We start from the raw sequence: 25,577 nt of genomic DNA on the forward strand, positions 1-25,577 counted from the left end.
CTGTGTCCGCAAACGACGCCCACAAGGAAGCCACCGGCAACGAAGTCCGGCTCCGCGACTATCTGCGCCGCGCCATGGCAGAACTGCACGAGACCCGAGAGAAGCTGCGCGAGGCCGAGGAGCGCGGCAGCGAACCCGTCGCGATTGTGGGGATGGCGTGCCGTTTCCCGGGTGGGGTGGGTTCGCCCGAGGGTTTGTGGGATCTGGTGGTTTCGGGTGCGGATGCGGTGTCGCCGTTTCCGGGGGACCGGGGCTGGGATGTGGAGGGGTTGTTCGATCCGGTGCCGGGTGTGGCGGGTCGGTCGTATGTGCGGGAGGGGGGTTTTCTGCACGGGGCGGGGGAGTTCGATGCGGGCTTCTTCGGTATTTCGCCGCGTGAGGCGGTGGCGATGGATCCGCAGCAGCGGTTGTTGCTGGAGACGTCGTGGGAGGCGTTGGAGCGGGCGGGGGTGCCGGCGTCCTCGTTGCGTGGTTCGCGCACCGGCGTCTTCGTCGGCTCGATGTACCACGACTACGGCACCGGCCGGCCGGCCTCCGACGACGACGCGGGCGGCTACGCCGGCACCGGCACGTCCGGCAGTGTCGTCTCCGGCCGTATTTCCTATGCGCTGGGCCTGGAGGGTCCGGCGGTGACCGTCGACACGGCCTGCTCGTCGTCGCTGGTCGCGCTGCATCTGGCGGCCCAGTCGCTGCGGGCGGGGGAGTGCGACCTGGCCCTGGCCGGCGGCGTCACCGTCATGGCCACCCCCAATACCTTCGTGGAGTTCTCGCAGCAGCGGGGGTTGGCTGCGGACGGGCGTTGCAAGGCGTTCTCGGACGGTGCTGATGGCACGGGCTGGGCCGAGGGTGTGGGTGTGCTGTTGGTGGAGCGTTTGTCGGACGCGGTGCGTCGTGGGCATCGGGTGCTGGCGGTGGTGCGTGGTTCGGCGGTGAATCAGGACGGTGCGAGCAATGGGCTGACGGCGCCGAGCGGTCCGTCGCAGCAGCGGGTGATCCGGGCGGCGTTGGAGAGCGCGGGTCTGGGTGCTGGTGATGTGGACGTGGTCGAGGCGCACGGGACGGGCACGCGGTTGGGTGATCCGATCGAGGCGCAGGCGTTGCTGGCGACGTACGGTCGGCGGCCTGTGGGTGCGGAGCCGTTGTGGCTGGGGTCGTTGAAGTCGAACATCGGTCATGCGCAGGCGGCTGCGGGTGTGGGTGGTGTCATCAAGATGGTGATGGCGCTGCGGGAGGGTGTGCTGCCCAGGACGCTGCATGTGGATGCACCGTCGTCGGAGGTGGACTGGGATGCGGGTGCGGTTTCGCTGCTGACGGAGCGGCGGGAGTGGCCCGAGACGGGGCGGGTGCGTCGGGCGGGTGTGTCGTCGTTCGGTGTGAGTGGCACGAACGCGCACGTGATCCTGGAGCAGGCGCCCGTGCTTGAGCCGGTCGAGGAGCCGGTGACGCGGGAACTCCCCGTCGTCCCCCTCGTCCTCACCGCCAGGTCCGAAGCCGCATTGCACGGCCAGCAGGCCCGCATCGGCGCCCGCCTGGCCCAGGACAACGGACCGCGCCCGCTGGACGTGGCCTACAGCCTCGCCACCGGCCGCTCCATGCTGGAGCACCGCTCGGTGACGCTCAACTCCACGCGGATCGAGGGTGTTGTCTCGGCCGGTGGTCGTCGGGTGTTGGTGTTCCCGGGTCAGGGGACGCAGTGGGTGGGTATGGGCGCGGGCTTGTTGGAGTCCTCGCCGCTGTTCGCGGCTCGGCTTGGTGAGTGTGCTGAGGCGTTGGCGCCGTTTGTGGACTTCGATGTGGTCGAGGTGGTGCGTGGGGGCCGTGAGCTGGACCGGGTGGATGTGGTCCAGCCGGTGACCTGGGCGGTGATGGTTTCCCTGGCGGCGTTGTGGCGTTCGCTGGGTGTGGTGCCGGATGCGGTGGTGGGCCACTCGCAGGGTGAGATCGCTGCCGCTGCCGTCTCGGGTGCGTTGTCGCTGGAGGATGCGGCGCGGGTGGTGGCGCTTCGGGCGCGGGTGATCGGGCGGGAGCTGGCGGGGCTGGGTGGTATGGCTTCCATTCCGCTGCCGCAGGCCCGGGTCGAGGAGCGGCTGGAAGCGTGGTCGGGGCGGTTGGGTGTGGCGGCGGTCAACGGGCCCTCGAGCACGGTGATCGCGGGGGATGCGGACGCGATTGTCGAGTTCGTGGCTGTGTGCCGGGAGGAGGGCATCAGGGCGCGTCAGGTGCCGGTGGACTACGCCTCTCATTCGGCTCATGTGGAGCGTATCGAGGCCGAGCTGGCGAAGGTGCTGGCACCGATCGTCCCGCGCCGGGCGGAGGTCCCGTTCTACTCGACCGTCGAGGGCGGTCTCGTCACGGACACGACGGTGCTGGATGCGGGCTATTGGTATCGCAATCTGCGGCACCCGGTGCGTTTCGAGGACACGGTACGGAGCCTCATCGAGGACGGCTTCGGCACCTTTGTGGAGTCCAGTGCGCATCCGGTGCTGACCATGGGCATCGAGGAGACCGCCGAGGACGCGGGTGTGGATGCGCTGGTCAGTGGTTCGCTGCGCCGTGACGAGGGCGGTCTGGAACGCTTGCTCACCTCGGCTGCCGAGCTGTTCGTCCGCGGCACCGACATCGACTGGGCGGCCCTCTTCGAAGGCACCGGCGCCCGCCACGCCGACCTGCCCACCTACCCCTTCCAACGCGAGCACTACTGGCACGAACCCGCCACCCCCGCCACCACCACCCACACCGAGTCCACCGGCACCGAACCGTCCGGCACCGCAGGCACCGCAGGCACCGCAGGCACCCTCTCCTACCGCATCAACTGGAAGAGCCTGCGCAGTGACGACCCGGCCACCCGTCTCTCCGGCCGCTGGCTGCTGATCCTCCCCGAGCCGCTGACCGGCTCCGGGACCGCCGGCCTCGCCCGCCAGGCCCTGACCGACCGCGGCGCCACCGTCGAAACGCTCGTCGTGGACCCCGCCGGCGCCGACCGGTCCCTGCTGCGCGCCCGCCTCGCCGAGGCCGCCGACCGGGCCGGCACCGAGCCGCTGAGCGGCATCCTCTCGATGCTCGCCCTCGCCGAGGGCGAGCACCCGGACCACCCGGCCCTCCCGCTCGGCCTCGCCGCAACCCTCACCCTCACCCAGGCCGCCGCGGACGCCGGCACGAAGGCGCGCCTGTGGGCCGTCACCGCCGGTGCCGTCGCCGTGTCCCCGGCCGAGTCACCGTCCGCCCAGCAGGCCCAGATCTGGGGCTTCGGCCGGGTCGCCGCCCTCGAACTGCCCGCATGCTGGGGCGGTCTGGTCGACCTGCCGACGGCCGCGGACGCCCGCGCCTTCCAGCAGCTGACCACCGTCCTCGCCGCCCCCGGTGCGGACGACCAGGTCGCCGTGCGAGGCTCCGGCATCTACGGCCGCCGCCTCGTCCAGGCCCCGGCCGGCCCCGCCCCCGCCGGCGCCCGCCGGCACGGCACCGCGCTCGTGATCGGCGACATCGCCGCCGTCGCGGGACCCCTGGCCCGCCGACTGCTGAGCGCGGGCGCCGAGCGGATCGTTCTCGCCGGGCTGACCGGCGGCCTCCAGCAGGAACTCGGCGGCACGCTCGCCGACATCGCGGACCGCACCACCGTCGTGCCCTGCGACCTCACCGACGACACCGCGCTGCGCGAGCTCCTCGCCCGGCACACACCGGCCGCCGTCTGCGTCGCCCCGCCCACGGCGCCTCTGACCACGCTCACCGAGACCACGATGGAAGGCTTCGCCGCCTCCGTCACCGCCAAGACCGACCTCGCCGCCCGCCTCGACACGCTCCTCGAGGACGACGCACCGGACACGTTCGTCGTCTTCTCCTCCGTCGCCGGCGTGTGGGGCGGCGCGGGCCAGGGCGGCTACGCGGCCGGCACGGCCTACCTGGACGCACTCGCCGAGCGCCGCAGAGGCCGTGGCCTGTCCGCCACCTCCGTCGCCTGGACACCCTGGCGGAGTGCCGTCGCCGGACCCGCCGCGGAACAGCTGCGCCGCACCGGCCTGACCTTCCTCGACCCCGAGCGGGCCCTCGACGTGCTCGACGGGATCGTCGGCCGCGGCGAGACCGGTGTCGCCGTCGCCGACATCGACTGGGACCGGTTCGCCCCCGCCTACACGGCCGCCCGCCCCTCGATGCTCCTCGACGAACTGCCCGCCGTACGGCTCCTGCGGGCTGCCGAGCGGGCCGCGGCGGAGGAACAGGGCCCCGCCACCGGCCTCGCCGCCGTCCTGCGCGGCAGGTCCGACCAGGAGCAGCAGCGTGAGCTGGTGCGGCTCGTCCGCTCGCACGTCGCCGCCGTACTCGGCCACGCATCGCCCGACGGCATCTCGCCCGACCGGGCGTTCAAGGAGCTCGGCTTCAACTCGGTGACCGCCGTCGAGCTTCGCAACCGGCTGCGTGAGGCCACCGGACTCGACCTGTCGGCCTCCCTCGTCTTCGACCACCCCACCACCGCCTCCGTCGCCCGCCACCTCAAGGAGCTGGCGGGCGGCACCGACGGGGCCGCGGGCGCCGCCGGCGCGTTCGCCACCGCCCCGGCCGGCGGGGACGCCGAGCCCATCGCCGTCGTATCCATGGCCTGCCGCTTCCCCGGCGGCATCAACACCCCCGACGAACTGTGGCAGTTGGTGATGCACGGCGGCGACGCCATCACCACGTTCCCCACCAACCGAGGCTGGGACCTGGAGGGCCTCTACGACCCGGACCCCGACGCCAAGGGCCGTACCTATGTCCGCGAAGGCGGCTTCCTCCACGAGGCCCCCGACTTCGACCCCGAGTTCTTCGGCATCTCGCCCCGCGAGGCCCTCGCCATGGACCCCCAGCAGCGGCTCCTGCTGGAGACCGCGTGGGAGGCGTGCGAGCGCGCGGGATTCGACCCGAACGTGCTGCGCGGCAGCCGCACCGGCGTCTTCGTCGGCACCAACGGCCAGCACTACATGCCGCTGCTGCAGAACGGTGAGGAGGACTTCGAGGGCTACCTCGGCACCGGAAACTCCGCCAGCGTCATGTCCGGCCGGCTCTCCTACGTGTTCGGCCTCGAAGGCCCGGCCGTCACCGTCGACACCGCCTGCTCGGCCTCCCTGGTGGCCCTGCACCTCGCCGTCCAGTCGCTGCGCCGCGGCGAGTGCGGCATGGCCCTCGTCGGCGGCGCGACCGTCATGTCCACCCCCGAGATGCTGGTCGAGTTCTCCCGCCAGCGCGTCATGTCGCCCACCGGCCGCTCACGCGCCTTCGCCGCCTCCGCCGACGGCGTCGCCCTCGGCGAGGGCGCGGGCATGCTGCTCGTCGAGCGGCTCTCCGACGCCGTACGCAACGGGCACCCGGTGCTCGCCGTCATCCGTGGCTCCGCCGTCAACCAGGACGGCGCCAGCAACGGTCTCACCGCCCCCAACGGCCCCTCCCAGCAGCGGGTCATCCGCCAGGCCCTGGCCGACGCCGGCCTGCGCCCCTCCGACATCGACGCCGTCGAGGCCCACGGCACCGGCACCGAACTCGGCGACCCCATCGAGGCCCAGGCCGTCCTCGCCACCTACGGCGACGGCCGCCCGGCCGGCGACCCGCTGTGGCTCGGCTCGGTGAAGTCCAACATCGGCCACACCCAGGCCGCCGCCGGCGTCGCCGGTGTCATCAAGATGGTGCTCGCGCTGCGCGGCCACACCCTGCCCCGCACCCTGCACGTCGACGAGCCCACCCCCCGGGTCGACTGGTCCGCCGGCGCCGTGTCCCTGCTCACCGAGGACATCGCGTGGCCCGAGCGGGACGACCCGCGCCGCGCCGCCGTCTCTGCCTTCGGCATCAGCGGCACCAACGCGCACGTCATCCTCGAAGAGGCACCCCGCCCCGACAGCCTGGCCGCCGCTCCCGCCCCCGGACAGGGCACCGGCGAGTCCTCCGACTGGTGGGAGGAGGTCACCGTCCCGCTGCTGCTGTCCGCCCGCTCCGAAACGGCCCTGCGCGCACAGGCGGCCCGGCTGCGCGCCGGCCTCGTCGAACACCCCGGCACCCACCCCGCCGATGCCGGCTACACCCTGATGACGGCACGTTCACGCTTCGAGCACCGCGCCGCCGTCATCGGCGAGAGCCGCGAGGAACTCCTCGACGCCCTCAACTCCCTCGCCCAGGACCGGCCGCACCTCGCCGTACTGCGCGGCACCGCCGGACCCGGCGACCGCGTCGCGTTCGTCTTCCCCGGACAGGGCTCCCAGTGGCCCGCGATGGCCGACGGGCTGCTCGAGCGCTCCTCCGCCTTCCGCGAGAGCGCGCTCGCCTGCGACACCGCACTGCGCGCCTATCTCGACTGGTCCGTCATGGACGTGCTCCGGCAGGTGCCGGGCGCGCCGTCGCTCAGCCGCGTCGACGTCGTCCAGCCCGTGCTGTTCACCATGATGGTGTCGCTGGCCGCCGCCTGGCGCTCCATAGGCGTCCACCCCTCGGCGGTCGTCGGCCACTCCCAGGGCGAGATCGCCGCGGCCTACGTCTGCGGCGGCCTCTCCCTCGACGACGCGGCCCGTATCGTCGCGCTGCGCAGCCAGGCCTGGCTGACGCTGGCCGGCAAGGGCGGCATGATCGCCGTCTCCCTGTCCGCCGGTGAACTGCGGGCCCGTCTCGAACGGTTCGGCGACCGGCTGTCCGTGGCCGCCGTCAACAGCCCCGGCACCGCGGCCGTGGCGGGCGAGCCGGAAGCACTGCGCGAACTCCTCGAAGAGCTCACCGCCGAAGGTGTGCACGCCCGGGCCATCCCCGGCGTCGACACCGCCGGACACTCCGCCCAGGTCGACGCGCTGAAGGACCACCTCATGGAGGTCCTCGCCCCGGTGTCCCCGCGGACCGGGGAGATCCCGTTCTACTCCACCGTCACCGGCGGGCTGCTCGACACCAGCGGCCTGGACCGCGCGTACTGGTACCGCAACATGCGCGAGCCCGTCGAGTTCGAGCAGGCCACCCGCGCCCTCATCGCCGACGGTCACGAGGTCTTCCTCGAGCCCAGCCCGCACCCGATGCTCGCCACCTCCCTGCAGGAGACCACCGCGGACGCGGGCTGCCGGGCCGCCGTGCTCGGCACCCTGCGCCGCGAGAAGGGCGGCCCCCGCTGGTTCGGCGCGGCCCTGGGCATGGCCCACATCAGCGGCGTCGAGATCGACGCGGACGCCCTCTTCGGCGCCGGTTCCCGCCGCGTCGACCTGCCCACGTATCCGTTCCAGCGCGAGCGCTACTGGTACAACGCGCCCGCACGCCGCGGCGACGTGTCCGCCATCGGCCTCCAGCAGGCCGGGCACCCGCTGCTCGGCGGCGGAGTCGAACTGCCCGAGAGCGGCGCGGTCGTCTACACCGCCCACCTCGGCGCCGACACCCGGCCCTGGCTGGCCGAGCACGCCCTCATGGGCACTGTCCTGCTGCCGGGCGCGGCCCTGATGGACCTCGCCCTGTGGGCGGGCCGCGAGGCCGGCTGCGGCCGTCTCGACGAGCTGATCCTCCAGGCCCCCGTCGTCCTTCCCGACAACGGAGCCGTCGAGCTGCGCCTCCTCGTCGGGGAAGCCGGTGACGACGGCCGGCGCACCCTCACCGTCCACTCCCGCGAGGCGGGCGCCGCCCCAGGCTCCCCGTGGCACCGTCACGCGGAAGCCCTCGTCGCCCCCGTCCAGGGCGCTGAGCCGCCCGCCACGGGACCCGCCGTCTGGCCCCCGGCCGCCGCCGTGCCAGCGGAGCGCGGCGAACCCGACGCCTTCTACGAGGAGTTCAGCGCCCGCGGCTACGACTACGGCCCGCTGTTCCGCGGCTTCGGCACCGGCTGGAACGAGGACACGGCCGTCCACGCGGAGGTCGCCCTCCCGCCGCAGGCCGGCGACGGAACCGCCGGCTTCGGCATCCACCCGGCCCTCCTCGACGCCGCCCTCCAGGCCATGAGCCTCGGCGCGTTCTTCCCCGACGACGGCCGGGCCCGCATGCCGTTCGCCGTCCGAGGCGTACGCCTGTACGCGGAGGGCGCCGACCGGCTGCGCGTCACCATCTCCCCGCTCGGCGAGGAGGCGGTCCGCCTGCGCTGCACCGACGACACCGGGCGCCCCGTGCTCGACATCGACGAGCTCGTCGTCCGCACGGTCTCCGACGAGCAGCTCGCCGTCGCCGACGCCCAGGGCCGCGCCAGGCTCAACGGCTCCCTTTACGAGGTCGAATGGCCGCAGCTGCCCGTCCCCACCGCCCTGCCCGTACGCCGGCTGGCCGTCGTCGGCGAGGACCACGCCAAGGTCATCGCGGCCATGGAGGGCGCCGGCAGCGACTGCGACTGGTACCCCGACCTGGCGTCGCTCATCGCCGCCACCGGGGACGGCCCGGCGCCCGACACCGTCGCCGTCTCCTTCCCGCGCCGCCCCTGCCCCGGCGCGTCCGCCGTCCATGACACCGCCCACCGGGCCCTGGACCTCGCCCAGAGCTGGCTGGCCGCCGGCGAGGGGCTGTCCGGCACCACCCTTGCCCTGGTCACCCGCGGCGCCGTCGCCGCCGGGCCCGGCGAGCACGTCACCGACCCGGTCGCGGCCACCGTGTGGGGCCTGATCCGCTCCGCCCAGTCGGAGGAGCCCGGCCGCTTCGTCCTGCTCGACACGGACACCGACACCGTCAACGGCACCGCCCTGGCCGCCGCGCTCGCCTGCGGCGAAGCCCAGGCCGCCGTCCGTGGCACCGCCGTCCGCGTCCCCCGGCTCGCCCGGAGCGCCGACGGGACCGCCCGAGGCGACCTGCTCGTACCGCCGGCGGACACCCCCGCGTGGCGGCTCGCCACCAGCGGCACCGGAACCATGGAAGGCCTCCGGCTCACCCCGGCGCCCGACACCCTGGCCGCCCTCGGGGAAGGCCAGGTCCGTATCGCCGTCCGCGCCGCGGGCCTCAACTTCCGCGACACGCTCATCGCCCTCGGCATGTACCCGGGCGAAGGCGTCATGGGCGCGGAAGGCGCCGGCATCGTCACCGAGGTCGGCCCCGGCGTGACCTCCGTCGCTCCCGGCGACCGGGTCCTGGGCATGTGGACCGGCGGATTCGGCCCCTACGCGGTCGCCGACCACCGGATGGTCGCCCCGATCCCGGACGGCTGGACCTACACCGAAGCCGCCTCCGTGCCGGCCGTGTTCCTCACCGCCCAGTACGCACTCACCCGCCTGGCCCACGCCCGGCCCGGACAGTCGCTGCTGATCCACGCGGCGGCCGGCGGTGTCGGCATGGCCGCCCTCCAGCTCGCCCGCCACCACGGCCTGACCGTGTACGCCACGGCCGGCACCGGAAAGTGGGACACCCTGCGCCGCCTCGGCCTCGCCGACGAGGCCATCTCCAACTCCCGCACCACCCAGTTCGCAGAGGAGTTCCTGGCGGAGACCGGCGGCCGGGGCGTGGACATCGTCCTCAACTCCCTCGCCGGCGAATTCGTCGACGCGTCGCTGCGGCTGCTGCCACGCGGCGGCCACTTCCTGGAGCTCGGCAAGGCAGACGTCCGCGACCCGCAGGCCGTCGCCGCCGGCCATCCCGGCACCGTCTACCAGGCGTTCGACCTGGTCCAGGCCGGTCCGGACGCCGTGGGCGAGATGCTCGGGGAACTGCTCGCGCTCTTCCGGGCCGGCGTCCTGAAGCCCCTGCCGCACACCGCGTACGAGATCCGCAACGCCCGCGAGGCCTTCCGCACCCTCAGCCAGGCCCGGCACACCGGCAAGCTCGTCCTCACCATGCCGCCGTCCTTCGGGCCTTACGGCACCGTGCTGGTCACCGGTGGCACCGGCACCCTCGGCAGCGCCGTGGCCCGGCACCTGGTCACCCGGCACGGCGTACGCCACCTCGTGCTCGCCGGACGCAAGGGCCTCGATGCCGGGGGCGCCCCCGAACTCGCCGCCGAACTGGGCGGACTCGGCGCCGACGTCACCGTACGGGCCTGCGACGCGGGCGACCGCGAGCAGCTCGCCGCGCTCCTGGCCGGCATCCCGGCGGACCGGCCGCTGACCGCGGTCGTCCACACCGCCGGCGTCCTCGCCGACGGCACCGTGCCCACCCTCACCGCGGACGGGCTCGACACCGTCCTGCACCCCAAGGTCGACGCCGTGCTCAACCTGCACGACCTGACCCGCGACCTCGACCTGTCGGCGTTCGTCCTGTACTCGTCGTCCTCCGCGCTGTTCGGCAGCCCCGGCCAGGGCGGCTACGCGGCCGCCAACGCCTTCCTCGACGCCTTCGCCGGCTACCGGCGCTCCCTCGGCCTGCCCGCCGTGTCACTCGCCTGGGGCCTGTGGTCCAGCAGCAGCCGGATGGCCGGACACCTCGACCAGAGCGGGATGCAGCGGCGTCTCGCCCGCGGCGGCGTCATGCCGCTCACCGACGCCGAAGGCCTCGCGCTCTTCGACGCGGCCCGGACGGCCGACACCCCGCTGCAGGTCCCGATCCGGCTCAACCACGCGGCGCTGCGCGCCGCCGGACCCGTCCCCGCCTTCCTCAGCGGCCTCGTCGGCGGCACGGACGACGAGGACGGCCCGGACCGGCGGACCGCCCCGGCCGGCACCCTCGCCGACCGGCTCGCCCAACTGCCCGCCGAGGAACAGGAGGAACTGATCCTCGACGCGGTACGCATGCACGCCGCGGCCGTCCTCGGCCACGGCGGACCGGAGAGCATCGTCACCGACCGCGCCTTCAAGGAACTCGGCTTCGACTCCCTCACCGCGGTCGAGATGCGCAACCGGCTGGCCGCCGCCACCGGCCTGCGCCTGGCCGCCACGCTGGTCTTCGACCACCCGACCCCGGCGGCGCTCGCGACGCACCTGCGCCGCGAACTGACCCCAGAGGACGACGGGGCCGCACCCGTCGCCGACGCCCGCGCCGGCTCCGTCACGGCGGAACTCGACCGGCTGGAAGCCCTGTTCGGCGCCCTCGCCGGACAGGCCGCCGACGGCACCGCGACCCCCGACGAGACCGCGCACAAGGAGATCGCGGGCCGTCTCGCCGCCCTCACCGGCCTGTGGAACGGAATCGGCAACGGGAGCGGCGACGGAACCGGCGACGGAGGCGGCGTCACGGGTCCCGGAGCGGCGAAGGGCGAATCGGTGGCCGAGTCCATCGAGGACGCCGACGACGACGAGATCTTCGCATTCATCGACGAGCGGTTCTGAACCGCACAGCACGTGACGGGTGACGACACATGGCGAACGAGGACAAGCTCCGCGAGTACCTGAAGCGGGCCACGACCGAACTGCACCGGACCAGCGAACGCCTCAAGGAACTCGAGGCAAGGGCCCACGAGCCCATCGCGATCGTCGGCATGGCCTGCCGCTTCCCCGGCGGCGTCGACTCCCCGGAGGCGCTGTGGGACCTGGTCTCCACCGCCACCGACGCGGTCTCCCCGCTGCCCGGCGACCGCGGCTGGGACGTCGACGGCCTGTACGACCCCGACCCGGACACGGCCGGCCGCACCTACTGCCGCGAAGGCGGCTTCCTGCAGTCCGCCGGCGCCTTCGACCCGGCCTTCTTCGGCATCTCGCCGCGTGAGGCGGTGGCGATGGACCCCCAGCAGCGCCTGCTGCTGGAGACCTCCTGGGAGGCCCTGGAACGGGCCGGGGTCGACCCGAGCTCGCTGCGCGGCTCCCGCACCGGCGTCTTCGTCGGCGCCTGGGACGGCGGCTACACCTCCGGCGTCCACGAGCCCTCGGCGCAGCTCGAAGGCGACCTGCTCACCGGAGGCGTCGTCAGCTTCACCTCGGGCCGCATCTCGTACACGCTGGGTCTCGAAGGCCCGTCCGTGACCGTCGACACGGCCTGCTCGTCCTCGCTGGTCGCCCTGCACCAGGCCGCCCGGTCGCTGCGCGAGGGCGAATGCGACCTGGCCCTGGCCGGCGGCGTCACCGTCATGTCCACCCCGGCCGTCTTCGTCCAGTTCGCGCGCCAGCGCGGCCTGGCCGCCGACGGGCGCTGCAAGGCCTTCGCGGACGCGGCCGACGGCTTCGGCCCCGGCGAGGGCGCCGGCATCCTCCTCGTGGAGCGGCTCTCCGACGCGATACGCAAGGGCCACCGCGTGCTGGCCGTGCTGCGCGGCTCCGCCGTCAACCAGGACGGCGCCAGCAACGGCCTCACCGCCCCCAGCGGCGCCGCCCAGCAGCGCGTCATCCGGCAGGCGCTCGCCGACGCCCGGGTCACCGCGGCCGACGTGGACGCCGTCGAGGCACACGGCACCGGCACGAGGCTCGGCGACCCGATCGAGGTCCACGCCCTGATGGACACGTACGGCAGCGCCCACAGCGCCGAACGGCCCCTGTGGCTGGGGTCGTTGAAGTCGAACATCGGGCACACACAGGCGGCTGCGGGTGTGGGTGGTGTCATCAAGATGGTGATGGCGCTGCGGGAGGGTGTGCTGCCCAGGACGCTGCATGTGGATGCACCGTCGTCGGAGGTGGACTGGGATGCGGGTGCGGTTTCGCTGCTGACGGAGCGGCGGGAGTGGCCCGAGACGGGGCGGGTGCGTCGTGCGGGTGTGTCGTCGTTCGGTGTGAGTGGCACGAACGCGCACGTGATCCTGGAGCAGGCGCCCGTGCTTGAGCCGGTCGAGGAGCCGGTGACACGGGAACTTCCCGTCGTACCGCGGATCGTGTCGGCCCGCTCCAAGAAGGCGCTGCGCGCGCAGGCCGACAGGCTCGGCTCCTGGCTGGAGCGCGAGAGCGGCCTGCGGCCGCTGGACGTGGCCTGGAGCCTGGCGGCCTCGCGCTCGGTGTTCGACCACCGGCAGGTCACGCTCGGGACGGTCACGATCGAGGACGTGGCAACCGCGACCGGTCGTCGGGTGTTGGTGTTCCCGGGTCAGGGGACGCAGTGGGTGGGTATGGGTGCGGGGCTGTTGGAGTCGTCGCCGGTGTTCGCGGCACGGCTTGGCGAGTGTGCTGAGGCGTTGGCGCCGTTTGTGGACTTCGATGTGGTCGAGGTGGTGCGTGGGGGCCGTGAGCTGGACCGGGTGGATGTGGTCCAGCCGGTGACCTGGGCGGTGATGGTGTCGCTGGCGGCGTTGTGGGGTTCGCTGGGTGTGGTGCCGGATGCGGTGGTGGGTCATTCGCAGGGGGAGATCGCTGCCGCCGCCGTCTCGGGCGTGTTGTCGTTGGAGGATGCGGCGCGGGTGGTGGCGCTTAGGGCGCGGGTGATCGGGCGGGAGCTGGCGGGGCTGGGTGGTATGGCTTCCATTCCGCTGCCGCAGGCGCGGGTGGTGGAGCGGCTCGGCTCGTGGTCCGGGCGGTTGGGTGTGGCTGCGGTCAACGGGCCGTCGAGCACGGTGATCGCGGGGGATGCGGACGCGGTCGTGGAGTTCGTCGCCGGATGCCGCGCCGAGGGCATCAGGGCGCGTCAGGTGCCGGTGGACTACGCCTCTCATTCGGCTCATGTGGAGCGGATCGAGGCCGAGCTGGCGAAGGTGCTGGCACCGATCGTCCCGCGCCGGGCGGAGGTCCCGTTCTACTCGACCGTCGAGGGCGGTCTCGTCACGGATACGACGGTGCTGGATGCGGGGTATTGGTATCGCAATCTGCGGCACCCGGTGCGTTTCGAGGAGACCGTGCGGGCGCTGCTGGGCAAGGGCTTCGGCACGTTTGTGGAGTCCAGTGCGCATCCGGTGCTGACCATGGGTATCGAGGAGACCGCCGAGGAGGCGGGTGTGGATGCGCTGGTCAGTGGTTCGCTGCGCCGTGACGAGGGCGGTCTGGAACGCTTCCTGACCTCGGCGGCGGAGCTGTTCGTCCGCGGCACCGACATCGACTGGGCGGCCCTCTTCGAAGGCACCGGCGCCCGCCACGCCGACCTACCCACCTACCCCTTCCAGCACAAGAACTACTGGCTCGAGCCGTCGGCCCCTTCCGCCGCCGTGCCCGCCGGTATCGACACCTGGCGCTACCGCGTCACCTGGCAGAGCCTGACCGGGACCGGCACCCCGGCCCTCGACGGGCGCTGGCTCCTGGTTCTGCCCGGGGACGCCGACGACGGCACCGCCGACGCCCTCGAGGCCGCGCTCACCCGGCACGGCGCCCGGACCGAGCGGCTGATCCTCGACCCGGCCACCGCGACCCGTGAGGAACTGACCGCGCGCCTGTCCTCGTACGAGTCACTCACCGGCGTCCTCTCCCTGCTCGGCACCGACGAGCGCCCGCACCCGGCCCACCCGCACCTGCCGCTCGCCGCCGTCGGCACCACCCTGCTCGCCCAGGCCGCCGCCGACTCCGGCGGCACGGCGAAGCTGTGGGCGCTCACCCGCGGCGCGGTGGCCGTTTCTCCCGGCGAGCGGCCCGGCTCCGCCGGTGCCCAGGTCTGGGGCCTCGGCCGCGGTATCGCGCTGGAACACCCCTTGCTCTGGGGCGGCCTGGTGGACCTGCCCGCCGCCCCCGACACCCGCGCCTGGCAGCGGGTGGTCGCCGCCCTGGCCGCAACGACGGGCGAGGACCAGATCGCCGTACGGGCCTCCGGCGCCTACGGCCGCCGGCTCGTCCCGGCCGGGAACGCCCCCGCCCGCCGTACCTACACCCCGCGCGGCACCGTCCTGGTCACCGGCGGCACCGGCGCCCTCGGCGGCCATGTCGCCCGCTGGCTCGCCGCCGCCGGAGCCGGGCACCTGGTGCTCACCGGCCGCCGTGGCGCCGACGCCCCCGGCGCCGCCGAGCTGACCGCAGAACTGCGGGCGCTCGGCGCCGAGGTGACCGTCGCCGCCTGCGACGTCTCCGACCGGGAGGCGCTCGCCGCGCTCCTCGACGCACACCCGCCGACCGCCGTCTTCCACACCGCGGGCGTCCCGCACTCGGCGGCCTTCCTCGACACCGGCACGGACTCCCTCGCCGACGTGTACGCGGGCAAGGTCGCGGGCGCGCTCCACCTGCACGAGCTGACCCGCTCGCGCGACCTCGACGCGTTCGTGCTGTACGCGTCCGGGGCCGGAGTGTGGGGCAGCGGCGGGCAGAGCGCCTACGGCGCCGCCAACGCGTCCCTGGACGCGCTCGCCGAACGCCGGCGCGCCGACGGCCTGCCCGCCACCTCCGTCGCCTGGGGCCTGTGGGGCGGTGGAGGCATGGGCGAAGGTGCCGGTGAGGAGTTCCTCAGCAGCCGCGGCCTGCGCACCATGGACCCCCCGCGGGCCGTGGAGGCGCTGAGCCGCGCCCTGGACCGCGACGACGTCTGCGTCGCCCTCGCGGACATGGACTGGCCGCTGTTCGCCAAGGGGTTCACCGCCTTCCGGCCGAGCCCGCTGATCGGCGAGCTGCCCGGCGTACGGCAGGCGCCGGGCACGGACCCGGCCGACGGCGAAGGCGAGGGTGACGGCGACCCGGCCGGCGCGGAGCTTCCCGCCCGGCTCGCGGCCGTGGACCCCGCCGAACGGCACGAGATCGTGCTCGACGAGGTACGCCGCGGTGTCGCGGCGGTGCTCGGCCACGCCGGCCCCGAGGACGTCGACCCCGAAGAGGCCTTCAAGGACCTGGGGTTCAGCTCCCTCACCGCGGGCGAGCTCGCCGGGCGCCTCAGCCGCGCGACCGGCCGCAAGCTGCCCCCGACCCTCGTCTTCGACCACCCCACGGCCTCCGCCATGGCGCACCACCTGGTCGAACTCCTCACCCCGGCCGCCGCAACGGGCCGCGACCCGGAGGAGACACGGATCCGGGCCGCACTGGCCACGCTGCCGCTGCCCTTGCTGCGCGAGGCCGGCCTGCTGGAGACGCTCCTCGCCCTCGCCGCGGGCGACGTACGTCCGGCGGCGGCGGCGCCCGAGTGGTCCTCAGGCGGCGACGGGTTCGATGGGGCCGACAGCATCGACGACCTCGACGGTGACGCGCTGATCGCACTGGCCATGCGCGACACGGCCGCCTGAAAGACCGCCGGAACCGCCGCCGCCTGATCCGTCGCCGTCCGACCACCCGCCCAGAGAGGGATCCCACCCATGGCCATGTCTCCGGAAAAGCTCATGGAGGCGCTCCGGACCTCCCTGAAGGAGACCGAGCGGCTCCGCAGGCTCAACCGGGAACTGGCCTCGGCCGCCCACGAGCCCATCGCCGTCGTCGGTATGGCCTGCCGCTACCCGGGCGGGGCCGACTCGCCGGAAGGCCTCTGGAGCCTGGTCGCCTCCGGTACGGACGCCGTCGCGCCCTTTCCCGAGAACCGCGGATGGGACACGGAGGGGCTCTACGACCCTGACCCGGAGTCGCACGGCACCACCTACTGTGACCAGGGCGGATTCCTTGCCGGCGCGGGCGACTTCGACGCGGCGTTCTTCGGGATCCCGCCGCGCGAGGCCGTCGTGATGGACCCGCAGCAGCGCCTGCTCCTGGAGACCTCATGGGAAGCCCTGGAGCGCACCGGCCTGGACCCGCGCACCCTGCGCGGCACCGGCACCGGTGTCTACATCGGGGCCGCCCACGCCGAGTACGCCAACGACCTCGACCGGGTCCCGGCCGGTTCGGAGGGATATCTGCTGACGGGCAGCGCCGACGCCGTGCTGTCCGGCCGGATCAGCTACGTCCTCGGGCTCGAGGGCCCCTCGCTGACCGTGGAGACGGCCTGTTCCTCCTCCCTCGTGGCCCTGCACCTGGGCGTCGCGGCGCTGCGGCGCGGGGAATGCGGACTGGCCCTGGCGGGCGGCGTCGCCGTCATGCCGGACGCCGCGGCGTTCGTCGAGTTCTCCCGCCAGAAGGGACTGGCGGCGGACGGCCGCTGCAAGGCGTTCTCCGCCGACGCGGACGGCACCGGCTGGGCCGAGGGCGTAGGCGTCCTCGTGCTCGAGCGTCTTTCCGACGCCTGCCGCAACGGACGTACCGTGCTCGCCGTCGTCCGCGGCTCCGCCGTCAACCAGGACGGCGCCAGCAACGGTCTCACCGCCCCCAACGGCCCCTCCCAGGAAAGGGTCGTCCAACAGGCCCTGGCCGACGCAGGCCTGGAGCCGGGGGACATCGACGCCGTGGAGGCGCACGGCACCGGCACACGCCTGGGCGACCCGATCGAGGCGCAGGCCCTGCTGAACGTCTACGGCCGTTCCCGCCCGTCCGGCCACCCCCTCTGGCTGGGCTCCCTCAAATCCAACATCGGCCACGCCCAGGCGGCGGCCGGCGTGGGCGGCGTCATCAAGACGATCCAGGCACTCCGCAACGGCCTGCTGCCCCCGACCCTCCACGCCGGCACCCCGACCCCCCACGTCGACTGGGCGTCGGGAGACGTCCGTCTGCTGACCGGCCCGGTCCCCTGGCCCCCCACCTCCCGCACCCGCCGCGCCGCGGTCTCCGCTTTCGGCGTGGGCGGCACCAACGCCCACGTCATCCTGGAAGAGGCCCCCGCCGACCCGGCCCCCGCCGACGCGACTCCCTCCGGGCCGGCTGTCTCCGACCCGGCCCCGGCCGCAACGGCGCTTCCTGTCAGGGCCGTTGCCCCCCAGGACGGCCCTGGGATGACGCTCACGCCCTGGTTCGTGTCCGGGCGGTCGGAGGACGCTCTGCGGTCGCAGGCGACGAAGCTGCGGGAGCATCTTGCCGGGGCTGCCGGGGCTGCCGGGGCTGCCGGGGCTGCCGGGGCTGCCGGGGCGGGCGACGCCGTGGACACCGGCTACTCGCTCGCCGCCACCCGTACCGCCTTCGAGCACCGGGCCGTCGTCCTCGGCAGGTCGTACGAGGAACTCGCCCGCGGTCTCGACGCACTCGCCGACGGCGCCTCCTCACCGGCCGTCGTCCGGGGCGTGCGCCGCCGCGACTCGAAGACCGCGTTCCTCTTCACCGGCCAGGGCAGCCAGCGCCCCGGCATGAGCCGTGAACTGCACACCGTCCACCCGGTGTTCGCCCGGGCCTTCGACGACATCGCCGCCCGTCTGGACCCGCACCTGGAGCGCCCGCTCGCCGACGTCCTCGACGCCCCCGAGGACGAGAGGCTGCACCGTACCCAGTACGCGCAGGCCGCCCTGTTCGCCGTCGGGGTGGCCCTCTACCGGCTGCTCGAGGACTGGGGCATGCGGCCCGACGTCGTCCTCGGGCACTCGGTCGGTGAACTGGCCGCCGCCCATGTGGCCGGTGTACTCACCCTCGACGACGCATGCACCCTGGTCGCCGCCCGCGGCCGTCTGATGCAGGCCCTGCCGGCCGGCGGCGCGATGCTCTCCGTACGTGCCACCGAGGACGAGGTACGCGAGCTCCTCGCCGGACGCGCCGGACGCGCCGGAACGGTGGCCGTCGCCGCCGTCAACGGCCCCCGGTCGCTGGTCCTCTCCGGCACCGGGGAGGCCGTCGAGGAGGTACGCGCCCTGCTGGACGCGCGGGGCCGCAAGACCAGGCGGCTCACCGTCAGCCACGCCTTCCACTCCCCGCTCATGGACCCCATGGTGGAGGAGTTCCGCGCCGTCGCGGACCGGCTCACCTACCGCGCCCCCCGCATCCCGGTGATCTCGAACGTCACCGGACGCCGTGCCACCGGACAGGACCTGCGCACCGCCGACTACTGGGCGGGCCACGTCCGCGCCGCCGTCCGCTTCGCCGACGGTGTGCGCACCGCCCGCGACCTCGGCGCCGACACGTTCGTCGAACTGGGCCCCGACGGCGTGCTGTGCGGTATGGCCGAGGAGGTCCTCGCCGCCGAGGCACCCGCCGCCGCCGGGGAACCGGCCGTCCTGCTGCCCGTCCTGCGCCGCGGCCGCCCCGAGGCGGACACCCTGCTGCGGGCGGTCGCCACCGCCCACAGCAGGGGCGCCGCCCTCGACCGGGCCCGCATCTTCACCGGCACCGGGGCCCGCCGCGTCCCGCTTCCCGTCTACGCCTGGCAGCACCGCACGTACTGGATCGCACCCACCCCCCGCGGCGGCGCCGGCGGGGGCCGCGACCGCACCGGGGCCCGGCGTTACCGCGTCACCTGGCAGCCGCTGCCCGAGCAGACCGGTGCCCGCCTCACCGGCAACTGGCTGCTGGTACGCCCCAGCAGCCCCGGCAGTCCCAGCAGCCCTGGCGGTCCCAGCAGCCCCGGCGGTCCCGGCGGCTCGAGTGCCCCGGGGAGCCCGCCGGACTCCTTCGCCGACGCCGCAGAGCGGGCCCTGACCTCGCTGGGCGCCACCGTGCAAAGCCTCCGCGTCGACGCCGCACGGGCCGACCGCGCCTCGCTCGTGGCCCTGCTCGACACGCTGCCCGGCGCGCAAGGTGACACAGCCGCGACTTTCCAGGGCGTGCTCTCCCTCCTGGGCACCGATGATCGGGAGCAACCCGGAGACGGCCCGGTCCCGGCCGGTGTCCGGGCGACCCTGTTCCTCGCCCAGGCCATGGAGGAGAAGTCCATGTCCGCTCGCCTCTGGTGCGCGACACGGGGAGCCGTGGCCGTGGCCCCCGGTGAGCGGCCCCGGGCAGCGGCCGCCCAGCTGTGGGGTCTCGGCCGTGTCGCGGCCCTCGAACTGCCCGCCCTCTGGGGCGGTCTGGCCGACCTGCCGGAGGCCGCGGACGACGAGGCCTGGCGGCGACTCGCCGCCGTGCTCACCGGCCCCGAGGACCAGGTCGCCGTCCGGGAGACCGGCGCGTACGGCCGCCGCCTCACGCCCGCGGCCACGCCCCGCGCAGAGGACCCCTACCGCCCGCGCGGCACCGTCCTCGTCACCGGCGGCACCGGCGCCCTCGGCGGACACCTCGCCCGCCGGCTCGCCCGCGAAGGAGCCGCGCATCTCCTGCTCGTCGGCCGGCGCGGGCGCCAGGCACCCGGCGCGGACGCCCTGGAATCCGAACTTCTCGCCCTCGGCGCCAAGGTGACCTTCGCCGCCTGCGACGTCGCCGACCGCGACGCGCTCGCGGAGGTGCTGGCGAAGATCCCCGCCGACGCCCCGCTCACCGCCGTCTTCCACGCCGCCGGCATCCCCCAGGTCGGCGCGCTCACAGAGACCGGCCCCGGCCTCCTCGCCGACGTGTACGCGGGCAAGGTCGCCGGCGCGCGCCACCTGGACGAACTGACCCGGCACGCCGCGCTCGACGCCTTCGTCCTCTACTCCTCCGGCGCCGGTGTCTGGGGCAGCGCCGGCCAGTGCGCCTACGCCGCCGCCAACGCCGGCCTCGACGCGCTCGCCGAACAGCGGCGCGCCGACGGCCTGCCCGCCACCTCCGTCGCCTGGGGCCTGTGGGGCGGCGGCGGCATGGGCGACGGCGAGGGCACCGACTACCTGCTCCGCAGGGGGGTGCGGGCCATGGACCCGCAGGAGGCACTCACCGAGCTCTTCCGCGCCGTCGCCGCCGGCGAGGCCAACGTGACGGTCACCGACACCGACTGGCCGCGCTTCGCCGCCGGGTTCACCGCCTACCGGCCGAGCCCGCTCATCGCGGACCTCGGCGGGCCCGCCGACCCCCGGGACCCGGCCGCGTCCACCGGCACCGACACCTCCGCCGGTGTCCCCGCCCCGCGCGAGCTGCGGCGCGACCTGGACGGGCTGGACCCGGCCGCCCGCCACGCCGCCGTCCTCGCCCTCGTGCGCACCGAGGCCGCCGCCGTCCTCGGACACCACGGCGCGGACGACATCAGGGCGGACGCCCCCTTCACCCGGACCGGCTTCGACTCCCTGGCCATCGCCCAGTTCAGGCGCCGGCTGACCACCGCCACGGGCTGCGACCTGCCGCCCGAGACGTTCCTCGACCACAACACCCCGGAGGCGCTGACCGGGCATCTGCTGGACCTCCTGCGCGACCCGGTCCCCGCCGCACACACCGGCGAGGACACCCCGGGCGCCGGCCCCGGCGCGAGCACGCTCGTCGCCCTCTACCAGGACGCGCTGGCGCACAGCCGGGTCGCCGATGCCGTCGACGCCCTCGGCGCCGTCGCCGCCCTGCGCCCGGTGTTCACCGCCGGCCGCGGGCAGCCGGTCACCCCCGTCCGGCTCGCCGAAGGCCCCGCCGACGACCAGGGCCCGCTGCTCATCGGCGTCACCGGAACCGCGGCCGTCTCCGGGCCGCTGGAATTCGCCGCCCTCGCGGGCGCCCTCGCCGGCCGCCGTAGCGTCGTCGCGCTGCCACAGCCCGGCTTCCGGGCCGCGGAGCCGCTGCCGGGCTCCCTCGACGCCCTGTGCGAGGCACACGCCGAAGCCGTCACCCGTTACGCCGACGGCAGGCCGTACGCCCTGGTCGGCCACTCCGCCGGAGCCAACCTGGCCCACGCGCTCGCCCGTCACCTCGAGGCCCGCGGCGCCGACGGCCCCGCCGCCGTCGTGCTTGCCGACATCTACACCCCCAGCTCCCCCGGGGCCATGGAAGTCTGGCGGGACGTCATGCTCCGCTGGGCGTCGGACCGGACCGTCGTACCGCTCGACGACACCCGGCTCACCGCCATGGGTGCCTACCACCGGCTGCTCCTGGACTGGACCCCGCAGCCCACCCGCGCCCCCGTGCTGCACCTGCGCGCCACCGAACCCATGGCCGCCTGGACCGACCCCGCCACCGACTGGCGGTCCGTCTGGGACGGCGCCCACACCGTCGCCGACGTACCCGGCAACCACTTCACGATGATGACCGAGCACGCCCCGACCACGGCCGCCACCGTCGACGCCTGGCTCGGCGCGCTGCCCGGCGGTGACCGATGACGAGGAGTCACGCATGACCCGCCAGCTGCTGACCGAGGAGCCGGGACGGGACACCGCCCGCCGGGCCCGGCAGAACCAGCTCACCCGCGCCGCCCAGTGGTTCGCCGGCATCCAGGCCGACCCCTACGGCCTGCTCCTGCGCGGCGGCACCGACGACCCCCGCCCCCACGAGGAGCGGGTGCGCGAGCAGGGACCGCTGTTCCACAGCGCCCTGCTGGACACCTGGGTCACGGCCGACCGCGCCGTCGCCGACGCGCTCGTCACCGGCCCGGCCTTCGACGGCCCCGGCCCCGACGCGTCCGCCGACGGACTGCCGTACCGCAGCGCCACCCTCACCCTCAACCGTGAGAGCGCCGCCCGTCTCGCCCCGCTCACCGGACTCGGCGGACCCCTGCTCCGGGCCGCCGGAGAGGAGGACGTGGAGAAGCAGACCGTGACGCTCACCCGGACGATCCTCGCCGGTCTCGGCGAACGCTTCGACCTCGCAGAGGACTTCGCACGCCGTCTCGTCGCCCTGGTACTCGCCGGCCAGCTCGGCCTGCCCGGGACCGCCCACGAGGACTACGCCCGGCTGCTGACCGGCTGCCGGCACGCACTCGACGGTCTGCTGTGCCCCCAGCCGTACGCGACCGCACGGGCCGGCGAAGCGGCGGAGGCCGGCCTGGGCGCCCTCCTCGAAGAGGCCCTCGGCGAAGCGGGGCCCGACACCGTACGGGCCGCCCGCGTCCTGTCCGTCGGCGCCGCGGAGACCACCGCGGTGCTCATCACCAACGCCGTACGCACCCTCCTCGGGCAGCCCGGCGCCTGGCGGCGGCTCGCCGCCGACCCCGCAGCCCTGGCAGGCACGGCGATCGACGACACCCTGCGCTCGGCGCCGCCCGTCCGCCTCGAGACCCGCACCGCCCGCGACGCCACCACCCTGGCGGGCACCGAACTGCCCGCCGGAGCCCGGGTGACGGTCCTGGTCGCCGCCGTCGACCGGGACCCGGGGGCCGGCCCCGCCGCCGCACCGTTCGCTCTCCCCGACGACCTGCACTTCGCCCTGTCCGCCCGGCTGATCAAGGTGATCGCCCGCGCCGCGCTCGGCGCGCTCGCCGAAGCCCTCCCGGGACTGCGCACGGACCCGGCGCCGGTGACACGGCCGCGCTCGCCGGTGCTGCACGCCCCGGCCCGCTTCCCGGCCGCCAAGAACGCCTGACCACGGCCCTGACCACCACGGCCCTGACGCAACGGGCCGGACGAGGGGAGAGAGACGCCATGCGCGTCCTGATCACGTGCTTCGCGCACAACACCCACTACTACAACCTGGTGCCGCTGGCCTGGGCCCTGCGCGCCGCCGGCCACGAGGTCCGGGTGGCCAGCCAGCCCGCACTCACCGAGGTGATCAACGGCTCCGGCCTGACCGCCGTACCCGTCGGCGACCTCGACTCCATCGTCGAGCTGATGACCCGGATCGGCGGTGACCCCACCCCGTACCAGCAGGGCCTCGACTTCGCCGAGACCCGCACCGAGCCGGTCGGCTGGGACCACGCCCTCGGGCAGCAGACCATGATGACCGCCATGTCGTTCGCGCCGCTCAACGGCGACACGACCATCGACGACCTCGTCGCGTTCGCCCGGTCCTGGCGGCCCGACCTGGTCCTCTGGGAGCCCTTCACCTACGCGGGCCCCATCGCCGCGCACATCACCGGCGCGGCACACGCCCGCGTGCTCTGGGGACCCGACGTCATCCTCAACGCCCGCCGCCAGTTCCTCGAATTGCGCGACCGGCAGCCCGAGGAGCGGCGCGAGGACCCGATGGCCGAATGGCTGACCTGGACCCTGGAACGGTTCGGGATCACCCCGGACGCCGCCGCGGTCGAGGAGATCATCGCAGGCAGGTGGAGTGTCGACGCCGCGCCGGAGAGCCTGCGCATCCCCGTGCCCGGCCAGGTCGTCCTCCCCATGCGCTTCGTCCCGTACAACGGCCCCTCCGTGATCCCCGACTGGCTGCACACCCCGCCCGCCCGGCCCCGGGTCTGCGTCACCCTCGGCGTCTCCGCACGCGAGACCTTCGGGCGCGACGCCGTCCCGTTCGAGGACCTGCTGCACGCGCTCGGCGACGTCGACGCCGAGATCGTCGCCACCCTCGACGCCGGCCAGCTCCGGGACCGCGAGAGCCTCCCCGCGAACATCCGCGCCGTGGACTTCGTGCCCATGGAGGCCCTGCTGCCGACCTGCGACGCGATCGTCCACCACGGCGGCGCCGGCACCGGCTACACCGCCACCCTGCTGGGCGTGCCCCAGATCATCGTGGCCTCACTGTGGGACGCCCCCCTCAAGGCCCGGCTCCACGCCGAACAGGGCGCGGGCATCGAACTGCCGCCGCAGAAGCTCGACGCCGCCGCGCTCCGCGACGCGGTCGTACGGGCGATCAGCGACCCGTCCCTGGCGGCCGGCGCCCGCCGGCTGCGCGAGGAGACCCTCGCCGACCCGTCACCGGCCGACCTGGTCCCGGTCCTGCAGCGGCTCACGGAGCAGCACCACCGACGCCCGCAATCCGCTCACCCCAGCCAAGGAGAGACGACGTGACCACCACCGACGCCCGCACGGGCAACGGCTACGCGGACGGAATCGCCCGGGTCTACGACCTGGTGCACCAGGGCAAGGGCAAGGACTACCGGCGCGAGGCCGCCGAACTGGCCGCCCTGATCACCTCCAGGGCCCCCGGCGCGCGCAGCGTCCTCGACGTGGCCTGCGGCACCGGACTCCACCTGAAGCACCTCACCCCCCTCTTCGACCGCGTCGAGGGACTCGAACTCTCCCCGGACATGCGGGAGATCGCCCTGCGCCGCAACCCGGGGGCCACCGTCCACCAGGGCGACATGCGAGGCTTCGCGCTCGGCACCGCGTACTCCGCCGTCATCTGCATGTTCAGCTCCATCGGCCACATGGGCGACCAGGCGGAGCTCGACGCGGCACTCGCCCGCTTCGCCGCGCACCTCGAGCCCGGCGGCGTCGTCGTGGTCGAACCGTGGTGGTTCCCCACCACGTTCACCCCCGGCTTCGTCGGCGCCTCCATCGTCGAGGCCGAGGGCAGGACCATCTCCCGCGTCTCCCACTCGCGCCTGGAGGGCGACGCCACCGCGATCGACGTCCACTACCTCGTCGCCGAACCCGGCCACGACATCGAGCACCTCTCGGAGAGCCATCTGATCACCCTCTTCGAGCGCACCGCGTACGAGCAGGCCTTCGTACGCGCCGGTCTGGACGTCGAGTTCCAGGAGGGCGGCCCGTCCGGCCGCGGCCTGTTCATCGGCGCCCGGGCGGCCTGACCGGCCCGTGATCGAGGAGATACTCCCGCCGGGCACCGTCGCGGTCGACACCGTGGGCGAATTCCCGCCGGAGCTGCTCTTCGCCCAGGAACGGGCAGTCGTCCGGGACGCGGTCGAGGAGCGGCGCCGCGAGTTCGCCACCGCACGGGTGTGCGCCCACCGGGCCCTCGCCGCCCTCGGCCGGCCCGCGGAGCCACTGCTCCCCGGCCGCCGGGGCGAACCGCTGTGGCCCGCGGGCACGGTCGGCTCCCTCACCCACTGCGAGGGCTACCGCGGGGTGGTCATGGCGCCCGCCGCCCACTGGCGGGCGCTGGGCATCGACGCGGAACCGCACACACCGCTGCCGCCGGGCGTGGCCGAGGCGGTGACCTCCCCGGCGGAACGCGAGCGGCTGCGCGAACTGGCCCGCGGCCACCCCGGCACCCACTGGGACCGGCTGCTGTTCAGCGCCAAGGAGGCGGTGTTCAAAGCATGGTCCCCCCTCACCCACCGGGAGCCCTCCTTCACCGACGCCGTCCTCGAACCCGACCCCGCGCGCCGCACCTTCACCGCGCGTCTCCAGCTCACCGGACCCCTCCACGACGGCAGTCCCCTGACCGCGTTCACGGGCCGCTGGACCGTCCGCGACGGTCTGATCCTCACCGCCGTCACCCTCGCCGCCCGGCCGCACCGGCCCTCGCCGGCACTCCCCTGACGCG

General features: G+C 74.5%; 6 protein-coding genes and 1 pseudogene. All 7 read left to right on the top strand.

Annotated features, from left to right (window positions below; all coding sequences use genetic code 11):
* Positions 1-2 precede the first annotated feature (2 nt).
* Positions 3-11,153, top strand: coding sequence for an SDR family NAD(P)-dependent oxidoreductase (locus ACFU5O_RS29275; RefSeq protein ID WP_384245093.1), 11,151 nt, complete (start codon positions 3-5; stop codon positions 11,151-11,153).
* 29 nt (positions 11,154-11,182) lie between these two features.
* Positions 11,183-15,865 (top strand): SDR family NAD(P)-dependent oxidoreductase, encoded by a 4,683-nt coding sequence (locus ACFU5O_RS29280; protein ID WP_384245095.1) that lies wholly within the window; start codon positions 11,183-11,185, stop codon positions 15,863-15,865.
* A gap of 84 nt (positions 15,866-15,949) precedes the next feature.
* A pseudogene (locus tag ACFU5O_RS29285) lies at positions 15,950-21,565 on the top strand (SDR family NAD(P)-dependent oxidoreductase); the annotation flags it as partial.
* Between the two features lie 13 nt (positions 21,566-21,578).
* Positions 21,579-22,763 carry a hypothetical protein gene (locus ACFU5O_RS29290; protein WP_384245096.1) on the top strand — a complete coding sequence of 395 codons (1,185 nt, stop codon included), beginning with the start codon at positions 21,579-21,581 and terminating at the stop codon, positions 22,761-22,763.
* 59 nt (positions 22,764-22,822) lie between these two features.
* Positions 22,823-24,136, top strand: coding sequence for an activator-dependent family glycosyltransferase (locus tag ACFU5O_RS29295; RefSeq protein ID WP_384245098.1), 1,314 nt, complete (start codon positions 22,823-22,825; stop codon positions 24,134-24,136).
* Positions 24,133-24,879, top strand: a complete 747-nt coding sequence (locus ACFU5O_RS29300) for a class I SAM-dependent DNA methyltransferase (protein ID WP_384245100.1) — start codon at positions 24,133-24,135, stop codon at positions 24,877-24,879. The genes ACFU5O_RS29295 and ACFU5O_RS29300 overlap by 4 nt, the downstream gene beginning before the upstream one ends.
* A 7-nt stretch (positions 24,880-24,886) precedes the next feature.
* The gene (locus ACFU5O_RS29305; protein WP_384245102.1) at positions 24,887-25,573 is read left to right on the top strand and encodes a 4'-phosphopantetheinyl transferase; all 687 of its coding nucleotides are present in this window, start codon (positions 24,887-24,889) and stop codon (positions 25,571-25,573) included.
* Positions 25,574-25,577 lie beyond the last annotated feature (4 nt).

Source organism: Streptomyces sp. NPDC057445, assembly GCF_042802855.1.
In the GTDB taxonomy this organism is placed as follows: domain Bacteria; phylum Actinomycetota; class Actinomycetes; order Streptomycetales; family Streptomycetaceae; genus Streptomyces.

Excerpts from the sequence above, each read along its gene's own strand:
- ACFU5O_RS29280 (WP_384245095.1), top strand. The coding sequence starts at position 11,183 with ATGGCGAACGAGGACAAGCTCCGCGAGTACCTGAAGCGGGCCACGACC.
- ACFU5O_RS29290 (WP_384245096.1), top strand. The coding sequence starts at position 21,579 with ATGACCCGCCAGCTGCTGACCGAGGAGCCGGGACGGGACACCGCCCGC.
- ACFU5O_RS29295 (WP_384245098.1), top strand. The coding sequence starts at position 22,823 with ATGCGCGTCCTGATCACGTGCTTCGCGCACAACACCCACTACTACAAC.